The following is a 26728-nucleotide window of genomic DNA, read 5'->3' on the forward strand; positions in this document are numbered from 1 at the left end:
GGCGTCGGGGACCCGGCGCTGGACCGAGACTACGTCCGCCCGCCGGGCCCTGCGCGGCGAGCGCTCACACGCCCGGCAGGCTGCCCAGCACGGCGGCGACGTCCGTCCGCCGGGCGACGTCCAGCAGCGCGCGGGCCATCACCGAACCCGGCTCGCGGGCGGCGATCACCAGGCCGATCGACGCGCTGTGCACCGGCTCCACCAGCGGGACGGCCTGCATGCCGTGCGGCACCCCGAACACGTGCAGCCAGGCGTAGGGCACGACGCTCGCCCAGTGCCCGGTCCGCACGTGCGCGAACAGCGAGGCCACCGAGTCCGTCTCGACCCGCGGGGTCGGCTCCAGCCCGAGGCCCGCGAACACCTCGTCCAGCACCCGCCGGCCCTGCATGCCCGAGTGCAGCAGGCACAGCGGCAGCCGGGAGGCCTCCGTCCAGGTCGCCCCCGGGTGCCGGGCCAACTCGTCGGCCAGGCCGGTCAACAGGACGTAGCGCTCCTCGTACAGCGGGAGTGTGCGCACGTCGTCGGCGCCCGGCCCGGGCAGGTAGGTGATGCCCGCGTCGATCTCGAAGTCCCGCACCTGGCGCAGGAGTTCCTCGGAACGCAGATCGGTGGACAGCTCCACCGTGGCCAGCGGGTGGGCGGCGCAGAGCGGCCCGGTGAGCAGCGACACGGCGCCCGAGGCGGTCGGCACCGAGCCGATCCGCAGCCGTCCGCTCAGACCGGTGCGCAGCGCGTCCACCTCGTCCCGCAGGGCGTCCCGGTCGGCCAGGATCCGCCGCGCCCACAGCACGATCCGCTCGCCTTCGGGGGTGAGCCCCTCGTAGGCGCGGCCGCGCCGGACCAGCAGCACCTTCAGTTCGTCCTCCAGCTTGCGGACGGCCTCGGAGAGGGCCGGCTGGGAGACGTGGCAGGCCTGGGCGGCGCGGGCGAAGTGGCGCTCCCGGGCGAGGGCGACGAGGTACTCGAGCTGGCGGAAGAGCATCTACCCGGCCTCCGGCGCGGGGGCGGCGGCCGGGTCCGTTCCGGTTCCGCCGGCGGTTCCGGCGTCGGTGCCGGTTGCGGCGTCGGTGCCGGCTGCGGTCCGGGTGCCGGTGCCGGTGCCGGTGCCGGTGTCTATGCGGTCGGTGCGGGTGTACACGTTCATCGACTCGCCACGCAGGAAACCGACCAGGGTCAGACCGGTCTCCTCGGCGAGGTCCACCGCCAGCGAGGAGGGGGCCGAGACCGCCGCGAGCATCGGGACGCCCGCCATCACGGCCTTCTGGACCAGCTCGAAGGACGCCCGGCCGCTCACCATCAGCACCGTGCCGCGGGCCGGTAGCATGCCCTCGCGCAGGGCGTGGCCGACCACCTTGTCCACGGCGTTGTGCCGTCCGACGTCCTCGCGCAGGCAGAGCAGCCGCCCGTCGGCGTCGAACAGCCCGGCCGCGTGCAGGCCGCCGGTGCTGTCGAAGACCTTCTGGGCGGCCCGCAGCCGGTCCGGCAGGGCGGAGAGCAGGGAGGGGGTGACACGCAGTTCGTCCCCGGCGACGCTCCACGACGCGGTGGTGCGCACCGCGTCCAGGCTGGCCTTGCCGCACAGGCCGCAGGAGGAGGTGGTGTAGAAGTTGCGCTCCAGGGAGGCGTCCGGGGCGGGCACACCGGCGGCGAGGACGACGTCCACGACGTTGTAGGTGTTGCCGCCGTCGGCGGTGGCACCGGCGCAGTACCGGATCCCGGCCACCTGGTGCGCGGCGTGCAGCACGCCCTCGCTGACCAGGAAACCGGCCGCCAGGTCGAAGTCGCTGCCGGGCGTGCGCATGGTCACCGTCAGCGGACGCCCGCCGACCCGGATCTCCATCGGCTCCTCGGCGGCCAGGGTGTCGGGGCGGTGCGTGGGCGTGCCCTGGCGCAGGCGCAGCACTCTGCGCGGGACGGTCACTCGGCCCATGGTCGTCGGCTCCTCGGCGGGGTCGTGGCGGACGCTACGCATGAATCCTCGCGCGTTCGGCGGGGGAGGTGCGCCACGAGGTCCGGTTCGGGCAGGTGACGGCGGCTGTGCGCGGCCGTCACGGCCAGGCACAGCACGCCCACCGCGGCCATGCCGGTCAGCAGCGCCGGGTAGGAGGCGTGGCCGGCCGTCCCGGCGAGCAGCAGCGGGGTGAGGAAGCCGCTGGAGGTGGTGCTCTGGTAGAGGGAGGCGGCGCTCGGGCCGCTCGGGCCGGAGGGCCCGGAGGGCGTGCGGGGCAGCCGCTCCACCTCGTGCAGACCCGCGCCGAGCGTCAGCCCGTACCCGGTGCCGAGGACGACGGCGGCCACCAGCACCAGCGCCACCGAGTCGCGCTCGGCGGCGAGGGCACCGACCAGCAGCCCGGCGATCACCGTGGCCATCGCGGTGAGGGTCGCCCGGGCGCTGCCGCGGTCGTCCAGCCGTTCCGCGAAGGGCTGGGCGAGCACGCCCGTGGCGAGGGTGAGCGCCGCCACCAGGCCGCCGAACAGCGGCGCGTGGCCGGGGACGCGGTCGGCGACCAGCGGGGGCAGCACGACGTACGCCACCGTGGCGGAGCCGAGCACGGCGGGGCTGGCGGGAAGTACGACGTAGCGGAAGCGGGGGTGCCGGACGGCCGCGCGGTGTCCGGGGCCCTGTCCGGTTCCCCGTCCGGGGCAGGGGCTGGGGGCGGTGCCGGTGCTCGGGGCGGGGCCGGAGCCCGGACCGCGGGCCGGTGCGGTGCCCGGTGTGGTGCTCGCCGTGGTGTCCGGTGCGGTGCTCGCCGTGGTGTCCGGTGCGGTGCTCGCCGTGGTGTCCGGTGCGGTGCTCGCCGCGCTGCCCGGTGCGGCGGCGGGCCCGGTATCGGGCAGGCGGCGGGTGGCCCACAGGACCAGCAGGCAGCCGAGGGCGTGGGCGAGCGCCGGCAGCACCATCGGGCCGGGCAGCCACTCGGCGAGCACCCCGGAGACCAGCGCACCCCCCGAGAAGCCCGCCCCGGTCGCGCACACCGCCCGCCGGGCCGACACCGCGGGCGGCACGGACGGGCCGGAGAGCTCCCGCAGCCAGGCCGCCCCGGCCAGGAACACCAGACCCGCGGCGAAGCCGGTGGCCGCCCGGGCCGCGAACACGGCCGACTCGTCCGCCACGGCCAGGACGGCGCTCGCGGCGGCGGAAAGCACCAGCGCGCCGCGCACCACCCGCCGCCGGCCGTAGCGGTCCGCTGCGGGGCGGCCCAGCAACAGACCGGGCACCAGCCCGACCAGGTACACCGAGAACATGGCGGCCAGCGACAGCGCCGACCAGTCGGTGCGTACCCGGTACACGGTGGCCAGGGCGGTGAACTGGTTCGCGCCCCAGGCGGCGACGGCCACGGCCGCCGCCACCGGGAGCCAGCGGGTGGACATCTGCGTGCTCTGCTCTCTCGCCCCCACGGACGGTTGCGCCGATCCTGCGGACGGCCGGAACCGGCGTGCCGGAACGGGTACGGGACAATTCGGCGGCGGCCCGACGGAAATCGTCTGCGGCGTCGAATCACCCGATGTCGATGTGCTCGGTGTCGTTCTCGCGGAAATCATCGACGTGATGATTCCGGGCCCGTGAATGCCGTCCGGCAGGGCGAGCGGTGTGCGGCCCGGGAAATTCCGGGGGCGGGTGGAGTCGGGGCGAGGGCGTCCACCAGGTCGTCGATGATGACCACGTGCTGCGCCGCCCCTTGCCCGGATTTCCCGGCTCGCCGATTCTCCGGCGTCCCGTTTTACGGTGTCCCTTTTACCGGCGTACCGTTGACCCGGGTTTCGTTTTCCGGATTCCTTCCTGCCAGTGTGGAGTCCGGGGCGGTGGCACGTCAAAGAGGTGGTTCCTGTGGGGTGATAGGCGCCGCTTATCGTGGATTCCGGAACGGTCCGCCGGATTTCCCCGACCGGGCGATCGGGAATGTCCGCACCGCGGTCAGGGCGGTCGGGGCACGGGCCCTTCGAGGGCGCGGCGGGCTCTTCGGGAGCGTGACGGCACGGAGCCGCTGCGCTAGTCCGTGCTCCGCCCCACCGACAGCACCACCGCACTGGTCGCGCCGCCCGGCGTCTCGTAGTGCACCGTCTCCCCGGCGTGGCGCCCGAGCAGGGCCTTGCCGAGCGGACTGTCGGAGGTCACCAGCGTCAGCTCCCGCTCCTCGGCGAGCTCCGCGACCTCGACGGTCTCCTCGTCACCGTCCGCGAACCGCACCGTGACGGTGGACCCCACCCCCACCACCTCCGTCGACGGTGCGCCGGCGACGGACGCCTCCCGCAGGCGCTCCTCCAGCTCGGCGATCCGCCGGTCCAGCCGCGTCACCTCCGACGCCCGCTGCAACTCGTCCGCCGCGTCCGCCCGGTCGCCCACCGGCTCCACGCCGCGCAGCGTCTCGGCCACCTCCCCCCGATCCGTCCGCAGCTGCGCCAACTCCTCCTGCACCGCACGCAGGCCCTCGGCACTGATGGGTTCGGGACCACCGGTCATTGCCTGCTCCCGGGTCTCTCGCGGAACGCTCAAACGCCGGACGCCTCCCATTACCCCACCCTGCCGGGCCCCGGGCAACTCCGGCCGTGGGGGCGCCACTCGGCGCCCGCGGACGGACGGGAACGGTCACCGCGGGAGCGGACCGGAGCGGACCGGAGCGGACCGGACAGGAGCGTGCGGTCAGCGGACCAGGGCGTCGGCCCGTCGGGGTTCCGGCGTCCGCGGCTGCACGACCGGCGCGAGGAAGTCGCTCGGTGTGCCGTGCCAGGACACGTGCAGGGCTTCCCGGGCGCGCGTGCACGCCACGAAGAGCAGGCTCAGCTCGCTGTTCAGGTCTTCCTGGTGCTGCTGCGGGTCCGTGTCCTGCGGGGTGATCGCGCTCTGCATGGGCACCATGCCGTCGCTCACGCCCACGACGGCCACGCAGCGGAACTCCAGTCCCTTCATCCGGTGCATGGTGCCGATCCGGACGCCGGGGGACGGCGCGTTTCCGAGCACGTACGCGGGGGTTCCGGCGCGGTCCAGGGCCTGGGCGATGTCGCGGCCGAGCTGGGCGGTCCGGGCGGCGACGCCGATGTCCTCCGGGCGCACGCCCGAGGCGGTCCACTCCCCGATGCGGGCGACGAGCGCCCGGATCTCCTCGGACCTGTCGGCGTGACCGTGCGTCTCGGGATGCGCGCCGTGCAGGGTCGAGTGGTAGCCCACCAGGGACTCCTCCCCGCCGTCCATGTCGTCCGGGCGTTCGCCGGTGAGCAGGGAGGCGGACCAGCTGAGGATCTCGTGCGTGGTCCGGTAGTTGATCCGCAGCCGGGAGGACCGGCCGACCACCTGGATCCCGAGCGAGCGCAGCGAGACCTTGTTCCCGTAGATCCGCTGGTGCGGGTCACCGGCGAGGAAGAGGTCGTCCGGTCCGGGTGCGACGACGGCGCGGAGGAACCGCCACTGCGCGGGGTGCAGGTCCTGCGCCTCGTCGATCACCACGTGCCGGAACGGGCGGTGCCCCTGTTCGTCGAGCGTCCGCGCGGCCTGCGCGCACACCTGCAGGAAGGTCCGCTCCCCGGTCTGTCGCAGGTCCTCCTCGAACGCGGCGACCGCACGCCACAGTTGGGCCCGCTTCAGCGGCCCGAGGGTCGTGCCCCGGCCGGTCCGCGACGCCTTCAGGTACTGCTCCGGGCCCTCGATCGACTGGGCCAGGACGACCTGTCGCCACTCCTGGTCGAGGAACACGTCGGTGAAGTCGACGCCGAGCCGGTCGGCGACCCGCCGCCAACGGGCGAGGACCGCGCGCTGGTTGAAGACGATCTTCAGCGGGGCGCCGCCGAGGGCGCGGCGGAGGAGCTCGTTGGCCAGCGCGTCGACGGTGACCACCCGGACCTTCGCCCTGATCCGCTCGTCCGTGACGAGCAGACCGAGGCAGCGTTCCAGCTCCGCGGCGAGGTCCTTGGTATAGGTGGTGAGCAGCACCGACCCGTCGGGGGCGTCCGGCGGCAGCCGGCGCGCCAGGTGGTAGGTCCGGTGCAGGGCCACCACGGTCTTGCCGGTCCCGGGACCGCCGGTGACGCGGGCCGGACCGTTGTACGACTCCCGGTAGGCGATCCGGTACTGCGCCGGGTGCAGGAAGATCCGCCACGCGTCGAAGGGGCGCTCCAGGATCTCCAGCAGTTCCTCGGGACCGGACACCAGGGCGACCCGGCCGCGCGCGCGGGCCATCGCCGACACCAGCTCGTCCCCGGACCGCTCGGCGCCCGCCGGAGCCGCCGCCCGCGCGTACGCCTGGACGATCTCGCGGTCGATGTCGGCCGGTTCCATCCCGCTGGCGAGACCGATCAGGACGTCGAACTGCTGCTCCGGCAGGACCCGGTGGAGCGCCTCCAGATGGGCTTCGTCGGGCAGCAGCCGGATGATCGGCAGGATCTCCTCGTCGATGCCCAGGCTGCGCAGGACCTTGTCGGAGCGGTCGGCGAAGAGCCGCCGGGGTTCGTCGGACGCCCGGGTCCGCAGCGACTCGGTGGCGCGTTCCAGCGCGACGTCGTTGCGGATCTCGACGCCCTGGGTGGCGGCGTTGACCGAGGCCCGGTGCTTGCCCGCCCAGTCGTTGGCCTTGTCGTGCGGGAGGACCTTCAGCAGCAGGTAGCCGTCGCCCCGGTCGGCCTTGAGGACGACCCCGCGCCAGAAGTCGGTGATCCGGATGGTGCGGATCCGGGGATCCCGCTGGTGGGTGAGCTTCTCCAAGTGCGTGCCGGCGTGCGTCGCCACGGTGAACTTCTCGAAGGTCTCGAAGACCCGCCGCTGCACCGACTTCTCCAGCGCCGCGAACTCCAGCAGGAAGTCCCGGTGCATACCCAGCGTCGCCACGCAGGCCCCCTCACACCTCTGTCCGGTCGGGCAGTGCGCTCACTGTACTGGCCCGGTACCGGCCCGACGATCACTCGGGACGACGGCGGGTGGCCGCCACGCGACGCCGACCGGGGGCGCCCCGCGCGGGGCGGCGTGGACGAACCACCCCGGAACCGCAACGGCTTCCCAAGGTCGGGCGTGGAACGCGCGGGAGCGGGCGGGCGGACGCACGTTCGCTGCGGGTCCGTCCGGTTCGGGCCCGTCGACCCCGCGCCGGCTCGCCTCGTCGCGGGCGTGCCTTCCCGGCTCCGGGAGCCCGTGCGGGGCGTCGCGCCGGTCGGCGCCGAGCCGGCATCGGGTCCGCGTCGGGTCGGCTCCGGGTCCGCGTCGGGTCCGTGTCGGGTCGGCTCCGGGTCCGCGTCGGGTCGGTGGACGAAACGGCGGCGCGCGCCCGGTCGGCGGTGGTGCCTGGCTCCGTCGTCCTCCGGGACGCCGGCCCCCTCGGCGGCGCCGGCGGGTGCTGTCCGAGGGTGGCGGTGATCACCTTCTGGGGTGGGGGCGTGGGGGAAAGTGCAGGTCGGGGGCTTCGGTGTGGGCGCGAAGGGCGGGACCGGCCGCTGGGTCGGGAGCGGGCGAAGCTACCATGTGGGCAACACCCTCAGCTCGAAAGATGGACTTGTGACTGTCAACGACGACGTGTTCACGGACTGGAAGAACCGCGAGGAGATCGCGGAGTCGATGATCCCGATCATCGGGCGGCTGCACCGGGAGCGGGACGTCACCGTCCTGTGCCACAGCCGTTCCCTGGTGAACAAGTCGGTGGTCAGCATCCTCAAGACGCACCGCTTCGCCCGGCAGATAGCCGGCGAGGAGCTCTCGGTCACCGAGACGATGCCGTTCCTGAGCGCGCTGACCGCCCTGGACCTCGGCCCCTCGCAGATCGACATCGGCATGCTCGCCGCCACGTACAAGGCGGACGACCACGGTCTGTCGGTGGAGGAGTTCACCGCCCAGGCCGTCGCCGGTGCCACCGGTGAGAACAAGCTGGAGCGCCGGTCCGCCCAGGACGTCGTGCTGTACGGGTTCGGCCGCATCGGCCGCCTGGTCGCCCGCCTGCTGATCGAAAAGGCCTCGGCCAACGGTCTGCGGCTGAAGGCCATCGTCGTGCGCAACGGCGGCGGCGACGACCTGGTCAAGCGCGCCTCGCTGCTGCGCCGGGACTCCATCCACGGCCAGTTCCAGGGCACGATCACCGTCGACGAGACGAACAACAAGATCGTCGTCAACGGCAACGAGATCACCGTGATCTACTCCGACGACCCGACCAAGGTCGACTACACGGAGTACGGGATCAAGGACGCCATCCTGATCGACAACACCGGCCGGTGGCGTGACCGCGAGGGCCTGTCGAAGCACCTGCGCCCCGGCATCGCCAAGGTCGTGCTGACCGCTCCGGGCAAGGGCGACGTCCCGAACATCGTCCACGGCGTCAACCACGACATGATCAAGCCGGACGAGCAGATCATCTCCTGCGCCTCCTGCACCACCAACGCCATCGTCCCGCCGCTGAAGGCGATGGAGGACGAGTACGGCGTGGTCCGCGGCCACGTGGAGACCGTCCACTCGTTCACCAACGACCAGAACCTGCTGGACAACTACCACAAGGCCGACCGCCGTGGCCGCTCGGCACCGCTGAACATGGTGATCACCGAGACCGGTGCCGCCTCGGCCGTCGCCAAGGCCCTGCCGGACCTCAAGGCGAAGATCACCGGTAGCTCGATCCGCGTGCCCGTGCCGGACGTCTCCATCGCGATCCTCAACCTCCAGCTCAAGCGGGAGACCAACCGCGAGGACGTCCTGGAGTACCTGCGCAACGTCTCGCTGACCTCGCCGCTGAAGCGCCAGATCGACTTCATCGACTCGCCCGACGCGGTCTCCAGCGACTTCATCGGCTCGCGCCACGCCTCGATCGTGGACGCCGGCGCGACCAAGGTCGAGGGCGACAACGCGATCCTCTACCTGTGGTACGACAACGAGTTCGGCTACTCCTGCCAGGTCGTGCGGGTCGTGCAGTACATCTCGGGTGTCGAGTACCCGACCTACCCGGCTCCGGCGGTCTGATCCGTCGGTGGGGTCGTACGACGGGGCGGTGACCGGTTGGTCGCCGCCCCGTCGGCGTACCGGGGTCCTTCCGGCGGCGCTAGGTGCCGGCCGGGTGCCCGGTCGGTCGGCACGCGGCCTGCGGTGCCCGGTGCCGGGTGCCGAGTCCCGGGTGCCCGAGGGTGGTGATCGGGCGTCGGGCGTCGGCTGGTGGGAGGGGCGGGGACGGCGGACGGGTGGCCGACGGTCAAGTGGGGCGCCGTGCGGCGGCGGGTGCCGGCCGCGGCCGGGCCCGGACGTCCGCTGTTCGCCGAGCGCCGGATCGCGGCTGGCTTCGACGAGGTGTGGTCGGTCGTGGACGACCTGTCCGGTCAACTGCCCCGCCTGACCAGCGGGTTGCGCTCCTTCGAGGTCGGTCCCGCCGGGCCCGGCGGTCGGCGGGAGGGGGCCGCGGTGAGTGCGGTGGGACACCGGGAGCAGTTCGAGGTCGTGCTGCGTGGCGGGTGGTGCCTGATGCGGAGCCGGGTGCTGCTCGGCGGGATGGCGGCCGTACCGGACGGCGACGGGACGCGCTTCGCCCTGCTCGCCACCCCGCGGGTGCCCGGCGCGGGGCCGGTGCAGCGCTTCTTCGGCGAGCCCGTCGACCGGCGCGGCGAGGTGCTGCTGGACCGCCTGGAACGACGGGGCCGGTCACGGTCGGACGCCGTCGGCGAATAGGCGGCGGACGGCGGCGGCCACCTCCTCGGGACGCTCGTGCGGCAGGAAGTGCCCGCAGCCGGGCAGGACTTCGGCCGTCAGGCGGTCCGCCGGAGCACCGGCGGGGGAGAGCAGGGCGGGGGGCGGATCACCGGGTCCGGCGCGCCGCCGAGCAGATGGGTGGGGACGGTCAGCCGCGAAGAGTCGTGAACGGACGCTGCCGAGCGGGATGTCGAGGATCTCGGACACCGACTGCTCGTCCAGTCCTTCGATGTGACGAAACGTCAGAACGGTGCGATGGCGGGGAGGCGGGCGCTCCAGGGCATCGTGGACGTCAGCGGCCAACTCGCCGTCGCGCAGGTCGGGTTGCTCGTCGACGAGAGGGGAGAGGGGTACGGCGCCGGCGGCGGTCCGGCCAGGGCCGGCCGTGGCGCGGCTCACGAACCGGACGGCCTCGCGGGCGGCGATGGTCCGGGCCCGGCGGAACAGTGCTTCGGGGCCCTGAGTCGGGGGCAGGTTCCGGACGATCGCGATCACCGCTTCTTGGGCGGCGTCGGGGGCGTCCTGCCGTGCGATCGGGGCGCAGACCCGGCCGACGTACGGCATGAGCGGGCTCATCACCTCGTTCAGCGCGAGGGCGTCGCCCTGCTGGGCTGCCCGGACCAGCGGGGTCTGGTCGGGCGCGGTGAGGTCGGGCGCGGTGAGGTCAGGCACGGTGGGGTCGGTCGGGGCGGAGTCCGGCGGGGTGGGCACCGGCGGGTGGGTGCCCCGTGGTCGGCCGTCCGCGTCTGTCATGTCGCCCCCGTCGTCGGTTGCTGCCGGCCGCTGTCGGTCGTCGTGCCCGGGTGGACGCTACTGGCCGGGGCGGGCCGCGGCGGCGGGCATGCGGGCGGGAACGTGGGCGGCAGGCGTGAGGGCGGAGGTGGAAGGGGGCGGGGGTGGAAGGGGGTGGAGCTGCGGCTATGTTGAGGGGTCACGGACAGCCGGAGGGAGCGGGCAATGGGGATGGGTGGTCGGCGGATGGCCGCCGGGGTTGCGGCCGGGGTGCTGGCAGCGGTGCTGGCGGGATGCTCGTCCGGGGGGTCGAAGGGCGCCGCGCCGACGGCGTCCGGGGCGCCGGGCGCGGCGGCGAGCGCGGCCGCCGGAACGGCTGCGGCATCCGCGCCCGCGGATCCGGCCGCACCGTCGGCGGCGGGGTCCGGGTCCGGGGCGGCTCCGGCCCCCGCGACCGCGCCCGCGAGTGCACCCGCCTCCGCGCCGGCCCCCGTGGCGGCGCCCACCGCGGACCTGGAGGCGGCGCTGCTGGACGACAAGCTGGTCGGCCAGGTGCTGCCGGACGCCAAGGCGATGGCCGGGTGGGAGGAGGAGAAGCGCCGGGTCGACACCGCCGACCACGCCGTCACCTGCACCGCGGCCAAGCCCTGCGCGGGCAAGCCGCTCAGCGCGTCGGTCCGGTTCTCCTCGGGCGACGTGGTCACCCGCTTCATCGTGGAGACCCTGCCCAGCCGGGACGCGGCGAAGAACCGGCTGAAGGAGACGTACACCTCGTACGCCGCCGGGCCGTTCAGGAAGCTCGACACCCCGGTGCTGGGCAGCGAGAGCCAGGCCTTCCAGGGGCCGCTGGCCGAGGGCGAGGGCGTCGGCATCGTGGTGCGCTCGGGCACCGTGGTGGCGAGCGTGACCACCGAGGGCGGCCCGGTGGACGTGGCCGCGACGCGGCGGTTCGCGGTGATGCTGGTCCAGCGGATCGAGCAGGCACAGGCGGGCCGGACGCCGGACGCCGGGCCGGGGCCGGCCTGAGTCCGGGTGGCGGGTGCTGCTGACGGGGCGCCGGCGGTGCGGCCGTCCGCCCGTCAGCGGTGGCTGGGTTCGTACGGTCCGAGCGTGAGCCAGGTGTCCAACCCGCAGTGGGCCACCCGCCAGCCGGGCAGCGGGCCGTCCGTGCCCACCAGTTCGGCGCAGGCCGCGGTCAGGGCGGCCTCGGCGGTGATCAGGTCGTCGGCGAGGGTGAAGACCACCGCGTCCACGGTGCCGGGCCCGGCCACGATCCGGGCGTGCCCGACCCGGACCGGACCGCGCAGCCCGCGCTCCAGCCCGTCCCGCACGGACTCGGGGGTCGGCTGGTCGGTGCTGCGGGGGCCGTCGGGGGCGCGCAGGTGGAAACGGATGGCGTGCACGGTACCAAGGGTGACGGATCGTCGGTGCGGTGCGGTGCGAGAGACGGTGGCAGATCGCTGTCAGGCAGCAAGATGTCACCCTTGATGCCCGCTGGTGCCGGTTCGGGTGTGGTTGCGCTCCGTGCCCGGCCCCGGGTTCCGCTCCGTGCCCGGCCCCGGTCCTGTTCCCGGCTCCGCTCCGCTTCCGGCTCCGCTCTGCTCCGTCCCCGGACGGGCTCCGCTCCGCTTCCGGCCCGGGAGGGCGCTGGGCTGGGGAAACGGATGTCAGTCGGGCGTGATATGTACTCCATCTGGAGTGGCTGCAGTACGGCCATGCGAAAGATGCCGATGACGTTCGAGGGGGCCACCACATGCCGCTGTTCCGACGCCGCTCCGGCGGGGAGGGCGCGCAGGACCGGGCCGGGTGGCGCGGGTTCGGGTTCGGCCGTCGCTCCACCGCGGCGCCCGCGGCGCCCGCGGCGTCCCGCGGTGCCGAGCCGCAGCTCGACCCGACGTTCGGGGACGCGGCCGTGCGCCTGGTGCTCGCGCAGGCCGCGGACGGGGACTGGGCCGCGCTGCGCCCCGTGCTGTCCGCCGTCGAGGACGGCGCCGAACTGACGTACCTCGCCGGGGTGATCGCCGACGTGCCCGGGGTCGAGGCGTGGACCGGCCGGGTCCTGGACGACACCCCGGACGACACGGTGGCGCTGCTGCTCTCCGGCGCCCGGCAGATCACCTGGGCCTGGGAGGCGCGCACGGGTGCCCGGGCCAAGAACGTCACCGAGGAGCAGTGGACGGTGTTCCGGCAGCGGCTGGACACGGCCGAGGAGCAGTTGCTGGAAGTGGCCGAGCGCGAGCCGGCCTGGCTTGCCCCCTGGTACTTCCTGCAGGTCAGCGCCCGCGGTGCCTCGCTCGGTCCGGAGGTCGCCACCTGCCGCTTCGAGGCCGCCGTCCGCCGCTCGCCCGAACACGGCGGCTCCCACCGCCAGCGGCTGCAGCAGCTGTGCGCCAAGTGGGGCGGCTCGCACGAGGAGATGCACGGCTTCGCCCGCTCGGCGATGCTGGCCGCGCCCGGGGGCAGTCACCTCGGCGAGCTGGTCGCGCTCGCGCACCTGGAGCACTGGCTGGACCTCCCGGACGGCGAGGACCGCGCGTACCTGACCAGCCCGACCGTGCTGGCCGAGCTGCAGGAGGCCGCCTTCCGTTCCGTGTTGCACCCGGACTTCGAACCGGTGCGCGGCTGGCAGGGCACCTTCAACACCTTCGCGATGGCCTTCTCGCTGGCCGACCAGCGCAAGACCGCCCGGCTGCTGTTCGACGCGCTGGACGGGGCCGTCACCGAGTCGCCCTGGCACTACCTGTCGGGGGACCCGGTCAGGACCTTCCGCGCCCACCGCGACCGCTGCGCCGCGTACTGACGCCGGCCGTTCCCCGACGCCTGCCGTTCCCGACCCCGACCGATTCCCGGCATCGCCCCGCCCCCGACCCCGAGCGTCCCCTGACGCCGAGCCGCGTCCCCTGACCGCCACCCGCCCCGCGATCGAAAGAGCCTCCGGTGTCCCCGACCGACAACCCGACGAGTGCGCACACCTTCCAGGTGGACCTGCGCGGCCTGGTGGACCTGCTCTCCCACCACCTCTACTCCAGCCCGCGGGTCTACCTGCGCGAACTGCTGCAGAACGCGGTGGACGCGATCTCCGCCCGCCGCGCCCTCGACCCCGCGGCACCGGCCCGGATCACCGTCCGCGCCGACGACGAACTGTCCGTCACCGACACCGGCGTCGGCCTGACCGAGAAGGACGTCCACACCTTCCTCGCCACCATCGGCCGCAGCTCCAAGCGCGACGCCGACGGCCGGCTCGACGGCGACGGACTGGCCAGGGCCCGCGGCGACTTCATCGGCCAGTTCGGCATCGGCCTGCTCGCCTGCTTCGTGGTCGCCGACGAGATCACCGTGGTCACCCGCTCCGCCGCCACGCCGGACGCCCCAGTGATCGAATGGCGCGGCAGCTCCGACGGCAGCTACACCATCCGCACCCTGCCCGCCGCCGCCAAGCCCGAGCCGGGCACCACCGTCACCCTGGCCCCGCGAGCCGACGCCGTCGAGTGGACCCGCCCCGGCCGGGTGCTCACCCTCGCCCGGGAGTTCGGCAGCCTGCTGCGCCACGACGTCACCGTGATCGACGCGGGCGGCACCGAGCACCGGGTCAACCGCACCCCGCCGTGGGCCGAGCGCCACGCCTCCCCGCTCGCCAAGCGCGACGCGCTCGGCGAGTACTGCCGCGCCACCTTCGACTTCACCCCGCTCGACACCATCGAGCTGGACCTGCCGCTGGTCGGCCTGCGCGGCGTCGCGTACGTGCTGCCGGACGCGGCCCCGCCGTCGCGGCGCAACGGCCACCGGGTGCACCTCAAGGGCATGCTGCTGTCCGACCAGGCCGACGAACTGCTGCCGGACTGGGCCTTCTTCGTCCGCTGCGTCGTCGACACCGACGGGCTGCGCCCCACCGCCTCCCGCGAGGGCCTGTACGCCGACGAGACGCTGGCCGCCGTCCGGGACGCGCTCGGTGCCCGGATCCGCGACTGGCTGACCGGCCTGTCCGCGAGCGACCCGGCGCTGCTGCACCGCTTCCTGTCCGTCCACCACCTGGCGGTCAAGGAACTCGCGCGCTACGACGACGAGTTGCTGCGGATGATGCTGCCCTGGCTGCCGTTCGAGACCACCGACGGCAACGTCACCCTGGACGAGTTCGCCCGCAGCCACCCGGTGGTGCTGGTGGCCCGTACGGTCGAGGAGTTCCGCCAGGTCGCCCCGATCGCCGGCGCGGCCGGCCTCGGCGTGGTCAACGGCGGCTACACCTACGACCGCGACCTGGTGCACCGGCTGCCCGAGATCCGTCCCGGCGTCTCGGTGTCCGACCTCGACCCGGGCACCGTCACCGCGCACCTGGACACCGTCGACCCGGCCGCCGAGCTGGCCGCCAACGCCTTCCTCGCGATCGCCCGCGAGGTGGTCGGCCGGTTCGACTGCGACGTCGCCCTGCGCAGCTTCCACCCGACCAACGCGCCCGCCCTGTTGCTCGACAACCGGGAGGCCCGGCACGAACGGACCCGCGCCCAACTCGCGGACGAGGCAGACGGGTTGTGGGCGGACATCCTCGGTTCGCTGCGCGCCGAGGTGCCCCGCGCCCAGCTGGTGCTCAACCACCTCAACCCGCTGGTGCGCCGCGCGGCGACCGTGACCAACCGCGAGTTGGCCGTCACCGCCGTCGAGGCGCTGTACGGGCAGGCCGTGCTGATGACCCGCCGTCCGCTCAAGGCCAGCGAGTCCGCGTTGCTCAACCGTTCGTTCATCAGCCTGCTCGACCACGCCATGCTCGGCCACGAGCTCGGTGGAGCCGGTGGAGCGGGCGGTGTCGGTGGAGCAGGTGGAGTCGGTGGACCGGGCGGGGCGGGCGGCCCGGACCGCGACGGCGAGCAGGAGGCGTGATGCTGGACACCCCCGACGCGGTGATGGCCGCGTTGCACGAGAACGACTCCCGTCCGTACGGCCGCTCCCGGACCGTCACCGCCGAGGAACTCGTCGACGCCGCCGAGCAGTTCGACGACACCAAGGTCCGCTCGATGGCCCTGCTCGAACTGATGGAGGCCTACGAGTACGACGGCGAGCGCAACAAGATCCCGGTCGTGTTCGCGCGCGTGCTGGGGCTCTGGGACAAGGACCCGGACGGCTTCGGCGACTGGGCCCGCCACCAGGTGTTCTGGCGCTTCAAGTGGGTGGCCGGCTCGCTGCGGCAGAACCCGGACGTGCCGCTGGCGGCCGTCGAGCGCTGGCTCACCGAACTGCGCGACCGCTACCGAGCGGCCGGCTACGGCCTCCAGCCGTACTACGCCGAGCGCTACCACCTGGCCGGCCTCACCGGCGTCGGCCTCCAGGAGGCGTACGAGCTGTGGGCGGGCCGTCCGCGCTCCGAGATGAGCGACTGCCACGCCTGCGAGACCCGCGCCCGCGCCCGGCACGCCCTCGAACTCGGCGACGACGCCCGCGCGCTGGAGGTGCTGGCCCCGGTGCTGACCGGCCGCAGCACCTGCGAGCTGGAGCCCTACCTGAGCCAGTCGGTCGCCCTGCTGCCGCTGCTGCGCCGGGGCCGGCCGGACGAGGCCCGCTCCGCGCACCTCACCGGCTACCGGTTCGCGCGCGGCAAGTCCTCGATGCTGTCCTCCGTCGCCCGGCACATCGAGTTCTGCGCACTGTCCGGCAACGAGCCGCGCGGCCTGGAACTGCTCGCCGAGAACCGCGACCTGTTCGCCGTCACCGGCGAGGCCGCCTCCCGGCTGGACTTCCTGACCGGCGTCGAGGTGCTGATCGCCGGCCTGGCGAGGGCGGGCCACGGCGACCTCGCGGTCAGCGGCCCGGCCGGCACCGCCTGGACGGTGGACACCCTGCTCGCCCACCTGCGCACCGAGGCGGACGCGCTGGCCGCCCGCTTCGACGCCCGCAACGGCACCGACGCGGTCGGCGCCGCGCGGCGCGCGCGGCTGGCCGTCGAGTCGCTGCTGGACGAGCCGTTGGCCCTGGGCGTGCGCGCCGCCGCCGCGCCCGAGCTGTCCGCGGCCCCGGCCGTCCCGCCCGCGCCGCGCCGGACGGTCGAGGCGGAACCGGAGGACTTCACCGCCCTCGTGGTCCGGGCCCGTGAACTGGAAGCCCTCGGGCACCCGGACTCCGACCGGCTCTGGAAGCGGATCGCCGAGCGCGTCGCCGCCGCGGATTTCGCCCACCCCGAGGGCACGGCGGTCGGCAGCCCCGAGCGGCTGCGCGCGGAACTCGCCGAGCAGCGCGCCCACGACGCGCTGCAGCGCGACGCGCACGCCGAGGGCAAGGCCGGGCTGCTGGCCGCCGCGGAGCTGTTCGAGGCGGCGGGGATGCCCGGGCCCGCGTTGATGGTGCGCACCAGGACGCTGATCGTCGAACTCGACCAGGAGCCGGGTCGTGCGGAGGCTGACGCGGCGGCCGGTGGCGCAGCCGGTGACGCGGCCGCGGCCGGTGCGGCGGTTGACGGGGCGGCCGGTGACGGGGCGGCCGGCGCTGCGGACGCCGGTGACGCGGATGCGGGGGCCGCCGTCGGCGCCGGCGGGAGCGGGGGCCGGACCGCCGACTGGGCGGCGCTGGACACGGCGCTGACCCGGGCCGAGGAGCTGCGGGCGACGGGCGAGCTGACCGACGACGACTACCTGATCGTGCTGCAGACCCGCGCCTACGCGGCCCACCACGACCTGGTCGAGGCGCTGCCCGAGCCCTCCGCGGAGACCGCCGCGCGCTTCGAGGCGGCCGTCGGCGGCTACCACCGGAGTGCCGTCGAGCTGGGCTCCGCCCGCCGCGCCGCCACCTCCCGGCAGTACACCGCCGACGCCGCCGCCCGGCAGGGCAGGTTGGCCGAGGCGGCCGACGAACTGCGCGAGGTGCTGGCCGAGTTGGACGCGGCCGAACTGCCCTGGCACACCCCGCGGGTGCTCGGCCTGCTGGGCCAGGTGCTGCTGCAGGGCCGCGAGCCCGGCCGGGCCGTCGAGGTGTTCCACCGGGCGCTGGCCGAAGCCGCGCGCTGGGGCGAGGACTCCTATCCGTACGCGCCGACGTACATGATGCTCGGCCACTCCTGTTTGCAGGTGGGCGACCTCGGGGGCGCGGTCCGCGCGCTGTCGGAGGCGGCCGCGCGCTACGACCGCAAGGGTGCGGAGGCCGTCGAGGAGGCCGCGCAGGTCCGGCTGCAGCTGGCCGACGTGCTGCGCGACACCGGGCGGGCGGCGGACGCGGTCGCCGTCCTGGAGTCGGTGCTGCTGGACGCGTCGGCGGCCGGGCTGGACGTCCGGATGCTCGCCCAGACCCGGCTGGACCTCGCCCGGGGCCTGGTCGAACTGGAGGAGTACCGGGACGCCGCCGAGGAGTACCTGCGGCTGGCCGACCTGGTGGCCGACTGGGAGGACCAGGAGACCCACACCATGGTCGCCTGCGAGGCCACCCTGGCGCTTGCCCAGGCGGACCGCCACGAAGCCGCCGAGGCGGCCCTCGGACGGGCCCGCGAGGCCCATGCCAAGGCTCCGCAGGTCGACCAGATGGCCGCCACGCTGCGGGAGTTGGCGCGGATCACGATACGCGCGGAAGGGGCGGACGGCCTGTCCGCCGCACTGGCGCTGGTGGCCGAGGCGGACGCGGTCGGCGCGACCGCCGACGAGCGCGGTCAGGAGTACAACACCTGGTACCTGCGCGGCGGTTCGCACTACGAGCGGGCGCGCTGCCTGGCCGTCGCCGAGCGGTACGAGGAGGCGCTCGCGGAGGTCGAGCGGGCTGTCGAGGCGTACGGGCAGGGCGGCGATCGGGCCGGGGCGCCGCGGGCGGAGTCGGTCCGGCTGGCCGCCCTGATCGAGGGCAGCGACCTCGGCCGCACCGCGGCGGCGGTGGCCCGGCTGACCGCCGGCATCGCGGAGTGCGAGGCGGCCGGGCTGCCGGAGGCGGCTCAGGTGCTGGCGGAGCTGCGGGAGCGGTTCACCGCGTCGGGGTGACGGGCGGCGCGGGGAAGGACGCCGGGTGACCCGGTCGGGTCGCGGGCGCCGGAACCGAAGGGTGGGGCCCCGGAGTGCGTACGCACCCCGGGGCCCCGCTCGTGTCCGGTCGCGCCGGGCGGGCGGTCGGTCGGCCGGGCCGTGCCGTGCGGTCCCGCGTCAGCAGGGGCCGTCGTCGGCCCAGACGCCCCACTGGCCGCTGGCGCTCGGCACCTCGTTCAACGTCCACCACTTGGCGTGGTAGTCGTGCCCGTTGTACGACACCTTGGCGCCGCCGTTGTAGGTGGTGCCCGCGTTCCACGCCGGGGCGGTGCAGGTGCCGGGGGTGCCCGGGCTGGTCGGCGGCGTGGTCGGGGGAGTCGTCGGCGGGGTGGTGGGCGGGGTGGTGGGCGGCGTCGCTCCGGCGAACTTCACGGTGTACTTGGTGAAGTCCCAGTCGTTCTGCGCCACGCTGGAGCAGGAGCCGGACAGCCCCGGGTCCACCGGGCCCTGGCACTGCCGGTCGCGGTTGACCGACCAGTAGGTGTACCGGGCCAGGCCGTGCGCGGTGGCGAAGTCCAGCACGGCCTGGAAGTCGGCCTGGCGGAAGTACTCGGCGGCGTCGGTGCGGCCGTTCATCATCGACACGCCCTCGTGGGCGTAGGCGGTGGTCTCGCTCCAGCCGAAGGTCGTCTGCAGGATCCGGTTGAACTTCACCAGCGCGTCGGTCTGCGCCGCCGCGCCGTTGAAGCCGCCGTCGAACGGCATGATCGAGTAGTTGTTCGGCGTGAAGCCCTGGGACTTGGCCTCGTTGAGCATCTGGGTGCCGAACCAGCCGGTGCCCGCGTTGGTGCCGGCGGTGGTGATCGAGACGTACAGGCCCGGGTTGTTCTGCTGCAGGATCCGCGCCGCGCCGATCTCGTTGTGGATGGCCGCGGTGTTCTCGTACTCCGGCTCCTCCAGGTCGAAGTCGATCGCCTTCAGCTGGTACTTGGTGATCACCTTCTGGTAGCCGGCGGCGGTCGCTTCCGGCGTGCCGCAGACCTGGCCCAGCTTGGTGCCGCCGTACCCGCCGACGGACACCGAGACGTCCCCGCCCTTGCCGCGGATCGTCTGGATCACGTTCGGCATGGTGGTGTCGCTGTCGATCGAGGAGGTGCCGCCCCAGGCGGGGGAGCAGCTGTTGCCCTGGGCCAGGATGAACGCCAGCTGGAAGGCCTTCTGGCCGGTGGCGTCCATGACGGCGGCGGCGTCCGGCGGACTGTTGTCCTCGGGCATCAGGTACGGGGCCGAGGCGTACCAGTTGCTGCCCAGACCGGCCGCGGCGGTGGCGGCGGTGGTGTCCGCGGCGGCGGAGCCGGAGCCGGCGAGTGCGGCGAGGCCTCCGGCCAGCAGACCGAGCACGCCGGTCGCGGCGAGGGCGGCTCGGCCGGGGCGGTGCCTGCGCCGGTGCCGGGCGGGCGCGGAGGATGAGCCGGCGGGTGGCCCGACGCGCTGCTTCGGGTCGACGCGCTGCTCCGGGCCGGTGAACTGCTGCGGTCCGGCGGGGAGTTCCGGGTGGGCAGGGTGTTCCGGGCGGGCGGGGTGTGGGGGAATGGCGCGTTCCATCGGAAGCCTTCCAGGAAACGGCAGTGGGGGAAGTGCCTGTTCGCGCCGGAGGTGGGGGTGGCGCGTCGGCAGGGTGAACTGCCCAGGGGCGTGGGGTGGTTGCCATGAGCTCCCACTGGTATAGACCTGTCCCGGAGGTCGGGTCAAGACCCGGCGGAGGGGAAGTGTGAACCCCGGGGGACAGGAGCCTCTGATTCCGGACTCCCGACCGTTGACGGCTTCGGCGTTGGTCTGGGCACGTTCTCGAATGGTCGGTCAGCTTTTCGTCCCGCGAGATCTCGTGAGTACGTGCACGGTCTCTCCGATCCACCCTCCCGAGCGGAGGAACAAATGGTTCAGGCGGTTCCCGACCTGGTCGACCGCGTGGTTTCCGGCGGCCGCAAGGCGAATGTCGCGGACGCGTACTGCGCCTGCCCGACCGGCACCACCACGCACTGCAGCGGCGAAGGCCTGTACGTCACGGGGTGCTGCTCCTGGGCCTGTGCGGTCAAGTCGTCCTGCGTCACCTGCGTCACCTGCGTCGGCGGCGGTGGCTGACCCGTACCGGTCCGCAGGCCGAACCGGCCGGCCGACGCGGGGCCGCCCGTGCCCCCGCCCTGCGTCGGCGGGAGTGCCGACGCAAGGGGGGCCGTGACCGCATACCCGTGGCTCGGCTGCCGCGCCGTGATCGCGGCGGTGTTCGCCTGATCCGCCCTCACCAAGCTCCGCGCGCGCCGCGACGTCGCCTCCGCGCTGCGCGTGACGGCGGTACTGCCGCCCCGCCTGACCGTCGCGGCGGCGATCGGCGTTCCGGTCGCCTGGTACTCCGGCCGTAGATCGTGATCTTGTCGGTCCTTCATGATGGTGCTCATGACTGGTGAACCCCTGTACGTGTCCCTCGCTGAGCTGCGCAGGTCGTTCGACGTGCTGCTGAGCCATGTGGAAACCGCCGTGGCGGGCGACACCGTCGCCCTGGACAAGGACTACTTCTGGTCCGTCCCCTCGGACGAGCTGTACGACGTCGCCATGGAGCCGGGAGCCCTGACGATCGGGCAGCTCTCGGAGTCCTGGCAGCATCTGAGGGATCTGCTTGCCGACCAGGATCGTGCTCTGGGATACCACCTGGTGTGGCTCGCCGACGTCCTGCGGGCGATGGGCCAGGAATTTCCGGCGTAGTCACCTCCGGTCGCATGGCTTGATCGTCATGGCTGCAGGGCTGCTTGCTGCCGGTGGCGGCCGTCACGGGCTCGGGCCTGGTGTCGGCGCCGCCACTGTGACCAGCGGAGCCGATGCCGGAAGTCGTGGACTCGTCCCGCGATCAATGTGGTGAACAGGTGCTGGATCTCGTTGCAGGTGCCGGTCGATCGCGGCGTGCCCGCAGGCGGCGGAGTAGACCGGGTAGACGGTGACCCGGGAGTGCTCGATCCGGCCCGCCGTGCCGGTGCATCGGCGCTGCACGCCCACGGTCGCGGTGCCCTTCTTCAGGTCGCCGGTCTCGTCGACCACGAGCACGGCGTCGGGGTCGTGCAGGTGCTCGACCACGTAGACGCGTACGTCGTCGCGGACCGCGTAGGCGTCCCACGGCGCACGGTGCAGCAGGTGCTGCATGCCGTCCGGGGTGGCGTCACCCGCGTGCTCGGCCAGGGGCCGGCAGTTCTTCCTCGGTAGGTCGGACAGCAGGCCCAGCACCGGCGCCCGTGCCCGTGCCCGAAGGCGGGGCTCGACCCGGGCGAACCGGCCCGCAATGCGACCCGGCGCCTGGTCGAACATCGACCGCCGATGGGCAGGTACTGCGCTGTGGCCTGCGGCCACCGCCTGATCCTCGTTTGCTGACACAACTCACGATGATCAACGGCGGCCTTCGTGTCGGCTGCCTTTCCCTGTTCGATCGTTGCGGTCGTGGCGCTGCGTCGCACTGCGGCGGAGGTGGGTTCAGGGGCTGGGCCGGGGGCGGCACCAGGACCCGCGGTGAGCGCGTGCGGGGCGATGACCCCGCGCGGGGCCGTGACCCCGGTCAGGACCGTCCGTGTCCCGGTGGCGCCGGGACCGGACCGGCGGCCTTGAGGGTGCGGAGGACGGGGGCGGACTCCAGGGCGGTGATCTCCGGGACGGCGCCCAGCCGCTCGGTCACGTACCGGTGGAGGTCGGCCGGGTCGGTGCACAGGGCGAGGGCGGCGAGGTTGCTGGGGCCGGTGGTGGCGGCGACGAAGGCGAGTTCGCGGTGGGTGGCGAGGGCACGGCCGACGCGGTCGAGGTGGGCGGGGGCGACCCCGATCCACAGCAGTGCCTGCATGCCCGCGCCGAGGAGCCGGGCGTCGAGTTCCACGTCGAGGAACACGGTTCCGTCGGAGCGGAGTTCGGCGAGCCGGCGGGCGACGGTGGCCGGGGTGCGGCCGGTGGCGGCGGCGAGGTCTCCGAGGGGTGTGCGGCCGTCCCGGTGCAGTGCGCCGAGCAGGGTCAGGTCGGCGGGGTCGAGGCCGCCGGACGGCGGACCCGCGGCGGTGGGGCGGAGCCGGTCCTGCTGTTCCTCGCTGAGCGCCTCGGTGCTGACCGGCCAGGCGGTCGGGCCGCCCCGGTAGGTGTGCAGCAGGCAGTGGGCGGAGACGTCGGTGACGGCGGCGGTGCGGGGGATGTCGCGCAGCAGCAGGCTGTGGCCGTCGGGGCCCGGGCCGGTGTCGACGATGGCGGTGATCTCGGTGCCACCGGAGGTGAGCTTCACCCAGGCGGTGTCGGTCCGCCGGACCAGTGCCTGGGCGAGGTTCTGGGCGGTGTGCGGTCCGGCGGTGAGGCGGAGCAGCCACTGGGCCCGCCCGGCCCGGTGCGGGTCGGCGAGGCCGACCACTCTCAGGCCGGCCTCGGCCCGCAGCCGTCGGTAGCGGCGGGCGACGGTCTGCGGGGAGACGTCGAGGACGGCGGCGATCCGGTTGAACGGGGCGCGCCCGTCGACGCGCAGGGCGTGGACGAGCGCGCGGTCGAGGTCATCGAGCATGCGGGGGTTCCCGGTGGGCGGACTCACCGTCCGATTCTGCCGCGTGGACGGGGAGACCGGTGCGGGCGCCCTGAGCGTCGCTCATCAGGTGTCCCGCCACGGCGACGGCCGCCAGCACGCCGACCGCCATCCAGCAGGCGTGCTGCGCCCCGGCGGTGTCCGGGGCGGCCAGGTAGATCCGGCCGAGCACTGCGACACCGAGCGTGGAACCGAGCTGCTGGACGGCGTTGAGCAGGCCCGCCGCCGAACCGATCTCCTGCGGTCGCAGCGGCTTCAGCGCGGTGGTGAAGAAGGCGGGCGTGAACAGCCCGTGGCCGAGCCCGACCACGGCGAGCGCGTACGGCAGTGCCTCGGGTCGTTGGCCCGTCCGGTAGGCGCCGGCGGCGGCCACCATGCCGACCGCCATGACGGCCACCCCGGCGGGCATCACCCGCGGCCCGTACCGCCGGACCAGCGACGACCCTGCCCACAGCGAGCCGACGGCGAGTCCGGCCGACATCGGCAGCAAGGTCAGGCCGGAGGCCAGCGCGTCGGCGCCGCTGCCGATTTGGAGCTGCAGGACGACGACCAGGCCGAGTCCCGTGGTGGCGGCGAAGGCGAGCGCGAGGGTGACCAGCGCGGCCGGGAACCTCGGAGCGGCGAACAGGCTGGGTTCGACCAGGGTGTCGCGGCCGCGCCGGGCCCCGCGCCGTTGGTGGACGGCGAAGGCCGCGGCGGCGACCACGCCGGCGACCGTTCCGACGGCCGGCCACACCGTCGGGGCGTTCCCGGTGGCGAGCAGTGGCAGGACGACCAGCCCGGTGGCGAGCGCCGCGAGCGCGCTGCCGACCGGGTCGAGGCCGGGGCGGCGAGGGGCGCGGTCCTCGGTGAGCAGCGGGGCGAGGGCGAGGACGGCGAGCGAGAGCGGGAGGTTGACGAGGAAGACGGCGCGCCAGGAGGAGCCGAACAGGTCGGCGTGGGTGAGGATCCCGCCCAGTACCGGGCCGGCGACCGCCGCCAGCCCCATCACCGGACCGATGGCGCCGAGCGCCCGAGCCGTCTCCGGGCCCCGGAACATGGCCTTGATCAGGCCGACGGTCTGCGGCACGATCACGGCGGCCGCCGCGCCCTGGACGGCCCGGAAGGTGAGCAGCGCGCCGAGCGTGGGCGCGCAGGCACAGGCCAGTGAGGCGAGCAGGAAGCCTGCGACCCCGATCCGGAACACTCGCCGCCGCCCGACCCGGTCGCCGAGCCGCCCGCCGGTGAGCAGGAGGACGGCGAACGGCAGCGTGTACGCGGTGGTGAGCCAGGGCACGGCGGCGGTCGGCCCGCCGAGATCGGCGCGCATGCGTGGCGCGGCGACCTGCACGATCGTCGCGTCCAACAGGTTCATCGCCTCGGCGGTGAGCAGCGCGCACAGCGCCCACCAGCGGCGTGGGTGCGCGGGGGTCGGCGGAGCGGGCGACGACGGCTCGGCCTTCGCCCGCGCGGCCTTCTCCCGTACGGCAGTGGGGTGCACGGCCGTGGCCGGCGTGGCCGTCGGCTGCGTGGACGGTGCGGACAGCGGGCGCGGCGGGTGTGCGGACAACGGGTCCTCCCTCGGGTGTACGGCGGAATGCCGTCACCCTCCGGCCGTACGGGCGCGCCGACCAGTCACTGCCGGCCGGACCGACGGGAAGTTCCACCGACCCCGCTCCCGGCGCCGAAAAACTCCACTCAGGCCGGTGCCGCGGCCAGGGCCTTGCCCTTCGTCATCGCCCCCACTCCCACGAGCAGCCCGCTGACCACCGGGGACCACGGCCGCCCGGCCGGGCCGGTGAGCGTGAGGGTCCGGTGCACGGCGGGCCGGATCGGGACCAGCACGCAGTCGGCCGGGAGCATCGGAAGGGCGAGCGCGGGCATCACCGAGACACCGACCCCGGCGTGCACCATGCCGATCAGGGTGTTGAGGTCGCGGATCCGGTGCCGGGGAGCGAAGCGGGTGCCGGCCCGCCGGTAGGCCTCCCGGATGTGGCGCTCGCAGCCGCCCTCGGAAAGCAGGAAGTCGTCGTCCTCCAACTCGGCGACGTGGATGCTCTCCTGGCCGGCGAGCGGATGGTCGCGGCGCAGCAGTGCGTGCATCGAGTCCGCGCCGAGCGCGACGGCCCCGGGCAGCGGCGGCCCGGCGTCCACCAGGACGGCGGCGTCCACGGTGCCGGCCTCCAGCCAGGCGGGCAGCTCGGCGTCCTCGCCCTCGAAGACCCGGACGGTGACCTCCGGGTATGCGGCCTTCCAGTCTCGCAGCAGCCCGGGCAGCAGCGCCTGGCACACGGTGGTCGGCGCGGCCAGCCGGACGGTACCGGTCAGGCCGCCGGTGTGCCGGGTCGCGACAGTGCGCACGGCGGCGGCGGAGGCGACGGCGGTTCGGGCGTGCGGCAGGACCTGTTCGCCGAGCGGGGTCGGCCTGCAGGGCGCCCCGCGCATCAGGACGGGGGCGCCGAGGACCCGCTCCAGGGCGCCGACGGCGTGCGAGACGGCGGACTGGCTGATGCCCAGTTCGTCGGCGGCCGCGCCGAAGCCGCCGGTGTCGGCGACCGCGACCAGTGCCCTGAGCTGGGCCAGGTTGACCTCCGTGGTCATCGGGCGTCCTGGGGCGTGTGACCTGGGGACATGAGACTTCCTCATCCACGTCGGAGTGCCACTTGTTGGACTCATGCTCGGACGCCGGGCCACCCTCTGTCCAGCAGGGAACACCGGAGGAATACGGGGGTGGTTGCGGTGCGACGATGGCTGCCGGCCTTTGCGGCACTGTCGGGGATCTGGGGTGCGAGCTTCGCCCTGATCAAGGTGGCGGTCGATGCGGGGGTGCCGCCGGTCTGGGTGGCGCTGTGGCGGTGCCTGCTGGGCGCGGTCACGCTGGGCGTCGTCCTGGTGCTGCGCGGTGAGCGGATCCCGCGTGACCGTGCGCTGTGGGGGCACTCGGCGGTGGTCGCGGTGTTGCTCAACACCGTGCCGTTCATCCTGTTCCCGTTCGGCGAGACCAGAGTCAGCTCGGTGCTCGCCGGGGTGATCAACGCGACCACTCCGCTGTTCACCCTGGTGTTCGCGGTGCTCACCGTCCCCGAGGAACGCCGCCCGGGCGCCCGCCGGCTGCTCGGCCTCGCGCTGGGGTTCGTCGGGGTGCTCACCGTGCTCGGGGTCTGGCACGGCGTCGGCCCCGGCGAGGCCGCCGGCGGGCTCGCCTGCCTGGCCGCCGCCTGCTGCTACGGGGCGGGCTTCGCCTACCTGCGGCGCTTCCTGTCCGGCCGTCCGGAGTCCGTCACCACCCTCTCCGCCCTCCAGATCGGCTGCGCCGCCGCGGAGTTGGCCGTGATCGCGCCGCTCGCCGCGGGAGCCCCGCACTGGCCCGGGGCCGGCCCCGCCGCCGCCCTGCTGGTGTTCGGCATGGTCGGCACCGGCTTCGCGTACCTGCTCAACCTCGGTCTCGTCCGGACCGCGGGCACCACCGCGGCCTCGTCCGTCACCTACGTGATGCCGCTGTGGTCCACCGCGATCGGCGCGCTGTTCCTCGCGGAGCCGGTCGGCTGGAACGCCCTGGCCGGCGGCGCCCTGGTGGTCGCGGCTGTGGCGTTGACCCGGCCCGCCCGGCGGCGGACCGTGCCCGTCGTGCCTGACGCATCCGACGCCGCCGCGCCCGGCATACCCGTCGGGCACCGCGTGTCCGACGAGGCGGACGAGGCGCCGAAGCCGTGTCAGGCCGTCGGTCAGGGCGCGCGCCGCCCCGGCGACGGCGCGTACGAAGATGCCGCGCATGGGGATCTCCCTCCTGAACGGAACCTCCCGGACAAGCCGGTGGGAACCGGGCTGATCGGACAGCCGTATTCGTATCCGACCTGACGTTCGGTG

21 protein-coding genes and 1 pseudogene are annotated in these 26728 nt (G+C 74.2%); 10 read left to right on the forward strand and 12 right to left on the reverse strand.

Annotated features, from left to right (window positions below):
- Positions 1 to 64: 64 nt before the first annotated feature.
- From ACFV0O_RS04565 to ACFV0O_RS04575, 3 genes are read right to left on the reverse strand one after another with little or no spacing between them, the layout of a single operon-like run.
- Positions 65 to 982 carry a LysR family transcriptional regulator gene (locus ACFV0O_RS04565; protein ID WP_380336275.1) on the reverse strand — a complete coding sequence of 306 codons (918 nt, stop codon included), beginning with the start codon at positions 980 to 982 and terminating at the stop codon, positions 65 to 67.
- Positions 983 to 1930: a formate dehydrogenase accessory sulfurtransferase FdhD gene (fdhD, locus tag ACFV0O_RS04570; protein ID WP_380336682.1), complete on the reverse strand. Its 948-nt coding sequence runs from the start codon at positions 1928 to 1930 to the stop codon at positions 983 to 985.
- Positions 1918 to 3372 carry an MFS transporter gene (locus tag ACFV0O_RS04575; protein ID WP_380336278.1) on the reverse strand — a complete coding sequence of 485 codons (1455 nt, stop codon included), beginning with the start codon at positions 3370 to 3372 and terminating at the stop codon, positions 1918 to 1920. The genes fdhD and ACFV0O_RS04575 overlap by 13 nt, the downstream gene beginning before the upstream one ends.
- Here ACFV0O_RS04575 and ACFV0O_RS04580 point away from each other — a divergent pair.
- On the forward strand, positions 3365 to 3568 hold the full coding sequence (locus ACFV0O_RS04580; RefSeq protein ID WP_380336280.1) for a hypothetical protein: 204 nt from the start codon (positions 3365 to 3367) through the stop codon (positions 3566 to 3568). The genes ACFV0O_RS04575 and ACFV0O_RS04580 overlap by 8 nt on opposite strands.
- A 423-nt stretch (positions 3569 to 3991) precedes the next feature.
- On the opposite strand, the gene ACFV0O_RS04585 is transcribed toward ACFV0O_RS04580, so the two are convergent.
- Entirely contained in the window at positions 3992 to 4462 is a 471-nt protein-coding gene (locus ACFV0O_RS04585; RefSeq protein WP_380336282.1) for a GreA/GreB family elongation factor, read from the reverse strand.
- A 180-nt stretch (positions 4463 to 4642) separates the two neighbouring features.
- A complete protein-coding gene (locus ACFV0O_RS04590; protein ID WP_380336284.1) occupies positions 4643 to 6817 on the reverse strand; it encodes a UvrD-helicase domain-containing protein in 2175 nt (724 codons plus the stop codon).
- A gap of 660 nt (positions 6818 to 7477) precedes the next feature.
- Between ACFV0O_RS04590 and ACFV0O_RS04595 the strand changes: the two genes are divergently transcribed.
- Together ACFV0O_RS04595 and ACFV0O_RS04600 are read left to right on the forward strand one after the other, a co-directional pair.
- Positions 7478 to 8920, forward strand: a complete 1443-nt coding sequence (locus ACFV0O_RS04595) for a glyceraldehyde-3-phosphate dehydrogenase (protein ID WP_380336287.1) — start codon at positions 7478 to 7480, stop codon at positions 8918 to 8920.
- Positions 8921 to 9160: 240 nt separating this feature from the next.
- Positions 9161 to 9616 (forward strand): hypothetical protein, encoded by a 456-nt coding sequence (locus ACFV0O_RS04600; protein ID WP_380336290.1) that lies wholly within the window; start codon positions 9161 to 9163, stop codon positions 9614 to 9616.
- On the opposite strand, the gene ACFV0O_RS04605 is transcribed toward ACFV0O_RS04600, so the two are convergent.
- Entirely contained in the window at positions 9590 to 10390 is an 801-nt protein-coding gene (locus ACFV0O_RS04605) for a sigma factor-like helix-turn-helix DNA-binding protein (protein WP_380336291.1), read from the reverse strand. The genes ACFV0O_RS04600 and ACFV0O_RS04605 overlap by 27 nt on opposite strands.
- 471 nt (positions 10391 to 10861) lie before the next feature.
- Here ACFV0O_RS04605 and ACFV0O_RS04610 point away from each other — a divergent pair, with 471 nt between their 5' ends.
- Complete coding sequence (locus tag ACFV0O_RS04610) at positions 10862 to 11395, forward strand: hypothetical protein (protein WP_380336294.1); 534 nt, start codon at positions 10862 to 10864, stop codon at positions 11393 to 11395.
- A gap of 53 nt (positions 11396 to 11448) precedes the next feature.
- Here the strand turns inward: ACFV0O_RS04610 and ACFV0O_RS04615 are convergent, their stop codons facing one another.
- Positions 11449 to 11772, reverse strand: a complete 324-nt coding sequence (locus tag ACFV0O_RS04615; RefSeq protein ID WP_380336297.1) for a hypothetical protein — start codon at positions 11770 to 11772, stop codon at positions 11449 to 11451.
- A 350-nt stretch (positions 11773 to 12122) separates the two neighbouring features.
- On the opposite strand from ACFV0O_RS04615, the gene ACFV0O_RS04620 reads away from it, so the two are divergent.
- The 3 genes from ACFV0O_RS04620 to ACFV0O_RS04630 all read left to right on the forward strand — a co-directional run bounded on the left by ACFV0O_RS04620 (position 12123) and on the right by ACFV0O_RS04630 (position 18309).
- A complete protein-coding gene (locus ACFV0O_RS04620) occupies positions 12123 to 13169 on the forward strand; it encodes a hypothetical protein (protein ID WP_380336299.1) in 1047 nt (348 codons plus the stop codon).
- 137 nt (positions 13170 to 13306) lie between these two features.
- Entirely contained in the window at positions 13307 to 15241 is a 1935-nt protein-coding gene (locus ACFV0O_RS04625) for an HSP90 family protein (protein ID WP_380336302.1), read from the forward strand.
- The gene (locus ACFV0O_RS04630) at positions 15241 to 18309 is read left to right on the forward strand and encodes a hypothetical protein (protein ID WP_380336305.1); all 3069 of its coding nucleotides are present in this window, start codon (positions 15241 to 15243) and stop codon (positions 18307 to 18309) included. The genes ACFV0O_RS04625 and ACFV0O_RS04630 overlap by 1 nt, the downstream gene beginning before the upstream one ends.
- 159 nt (positions 18310 to 18468) lie before the next feature.
- Here the strand turns inward: ACFV0O_RS04630 and ACFV0O_RS04635 are convergent, their stop codons facing one another.
- The gene (locus ACFV0O_RS04635) at positions 18469 to 19896 is read right to left on the reverse strand and encodes a carbohydrate-binding protein (RefSeq protein ID WP_380336308.1); all 1428 of its coding nucleotides are present in this window, start codon (positions 19894 to 19896) and stop codon (positions 18469 to 18471) included.
- A gap of 330 nt (positions 19897 to 20226) precedes the next feature.
- On the opposite strand from ACFV0O_RS04635, the gene ACFV0O_RS04640 reads away from it, so the two are divergent.
- Complete coding sequence (locus ACFV0O_RS04640; protein ID WP_380336310.1) at positions 20227 to 20433, forward strand: hypothetical protein; 207 nt, start codon at positions 20227 to 20229, stop codon at positions 20431 to 20433.
- Positions 20434 to 20745: 312 nt separating this feature from the next.
- Positions 20746 to 21051 (forward strand): hypothetical protein, encoded by a 306-nt coding sequence (locus tag ACFV0O_RS04645; RefSeq protein ID WP_380336312.1) that lies wholly within the window; start codon positions 20746 to 20748, stop codon positions 21049 to 21051.
- A gap of 174 nt (positions 21052 to 21225) precedes the next feature.
- Here ACFV0O_RS04645 and ACFV0O_RS04650 read toward each other — a convergent pair.
- From ACFV0O_RS04650 to ACFV0O_RS04665, 4 genes and pseudogenes are all read right to left on the reverse strand, one after another.
- Positions 21226 to 21645, reverse strand: a pseudogene (locus ACFV0O_RS04650) (transposase); the annotation flags it as partial.
- A gap of 244 nt (positions 21646 to 21889) precedes the next feature.
- Positions 21890 to 22864 carry an Lrp/AsnC family transcriptional regulator gene (locus ACFV0O_RS04655; protein ID WP_380336314.1) on the reverse strand — a complete coding sequence of 325 codons (975 nt, stop codon included), beginning with the start codon at positions 22862 to 22864 and terminating at the stop codon, positions 21890 to 21892.
- Positions 22854 to 24431, reverse strand: coding sequence for an MFS transporter (locus ACFV0O_RS04660; protein ID WP_380336317.1), 1578 nt, complete (start codon positions 24429 to 24431; stop codon positions 22854 to 22856). Before ACFV0O_RS04660 ends, ACFV0O_RS04655 begins: the two co-directional genes overlap by 11 nt.
- A 128-nt stretch (positions 24432 to 24559) precedes the next feature.
- Entirely contained in the window at positions 24560 to 25462 is a 903-nt protein-coding gene (locus tag ACFV0O_RS04665) for a LysR family transcriptional regulator (protein ID WP_380336319.1), read from the reverse strand.
- Between the two features lie 138 nt (positions 25463 to 25600).
- On the opposite strand from ACFV0O_RS04665, the gene ACFV0O_RS04670 reads away from it, so the two are divergent.
- Positions 25601 to 26719 (forward strand): DMT family transporter, encoded by a 1119-nt coding sequence (locus tag ACFV0O_RS04670; RefSeq protein ID WP_380336322.1) that lies wholly within the window; start codon positions 25601 to 25603, stop codon positions 26717 to 26719.
- Positions 26720 to 26728: the final 9 nt, after the last annotated feature.

Origin of the sequence: Kitasatospora sp. NPDC059577 (genome assembly GCF_042735475.1) — a bacterium.
Classification (GTDB): domain Bacteria; phylum Actinomycetota; class Actinomycetes; order Streptomycetales; family Streptomycetaceae; genus Kitasatospora.

Excerpts from the sequence above, each read along its gene's own strand:
- ACFV0O_RS04635 (WP_380336308.1), bottom strand. The coding sequence starts at position 19,896 with ATGGAACGCGCCATTCCCCCACACCCCGCCCGCCCGGAACACCCTGCC.
- ACFV0O_RS04575 (WP_380336278.1), bottom strand. The coding sequence starts at position 3,372 with ATGTCCACCCGCTGGCTCCCGGTGGCGGCGGCCGTGGCCGTCGCCGCC.
- fdhD (WP_380336682.1), bottom strand. The coding sequence starts at position 1,930 with ATGGGCCGAGTGACCGTCCCGCGCAGAGTGCTGCGCCTGCGCCAGGGC.
- ACFV0O_RS04645 (WP_380336312.1), top strand. The coding sequence starts at position 20,746 with ATGACTGGTGAACCCCTGTACGTGTCCCTCGCTGAGCTGCGCAGGTCG.
- ACFV0O_RS04655 (WP_380336314.1), bottom strand. The coding sequence starts at position 22,864 with ATGCTCGATGACCTCGACCGCGCGCTCGTCCACGCCCTGCGCGTCGAC.
- ACFV0O_RS04620 (WP_380336299.1), top strand. The coding sequence starts at position 12,123 with ATGCCGCTGTTCCGACGCCGCTCCGGCGGGGAGGGCGCGCAGGACCGG.
- ACFV0O_RS04630 (WP_380336305.1), top strand. The coding sequence starts at position 15,241 with ATGCTGGACACCCCCGACGCGGTGATGGCCGCGTTGCACGAGAACGAC.
- ACFV0O_RS04565 (WP_380336275.1), bottom strand. The coding sequence starts at position 982 with ATGCTCTTCCGCCAGCTCGAGTACCTCGTCGCCCTCGCCCGGGAGCGC.
- ACFV0O_RS04585 (WP_380336282.1), bottom strand. The coding sequence starts at position 4,462 with ATGACCGGTGGTCCCGAACCCATCAGTGCCGAGGGCCTGCGTGCGGTG.
- ACFV0O_RS04605 (WP_380336291.1), bottom strand. The coding sequence starts at position 10,390 with ATGACAGACGCGGACGGCCGACCACGGGGCACCCACCCGCCGGTGCCC.
- ACFV0O_RS04640 (WP_380336310.1), top strand. The coding sequence starts at position 20,227 with ATGGTTCAGGCGGTTCCCGACCTGGTCGACCGCGTGGTTTCCGGCGGC.
- ACFV0O_RS04665 (WP_380336319.1), bottom strand. The coding sequence starts at position 25,462 with ATGACCACGGAGGTCAACCTGGCCCAGCTCAGGGCACTGGTCGCGGTC.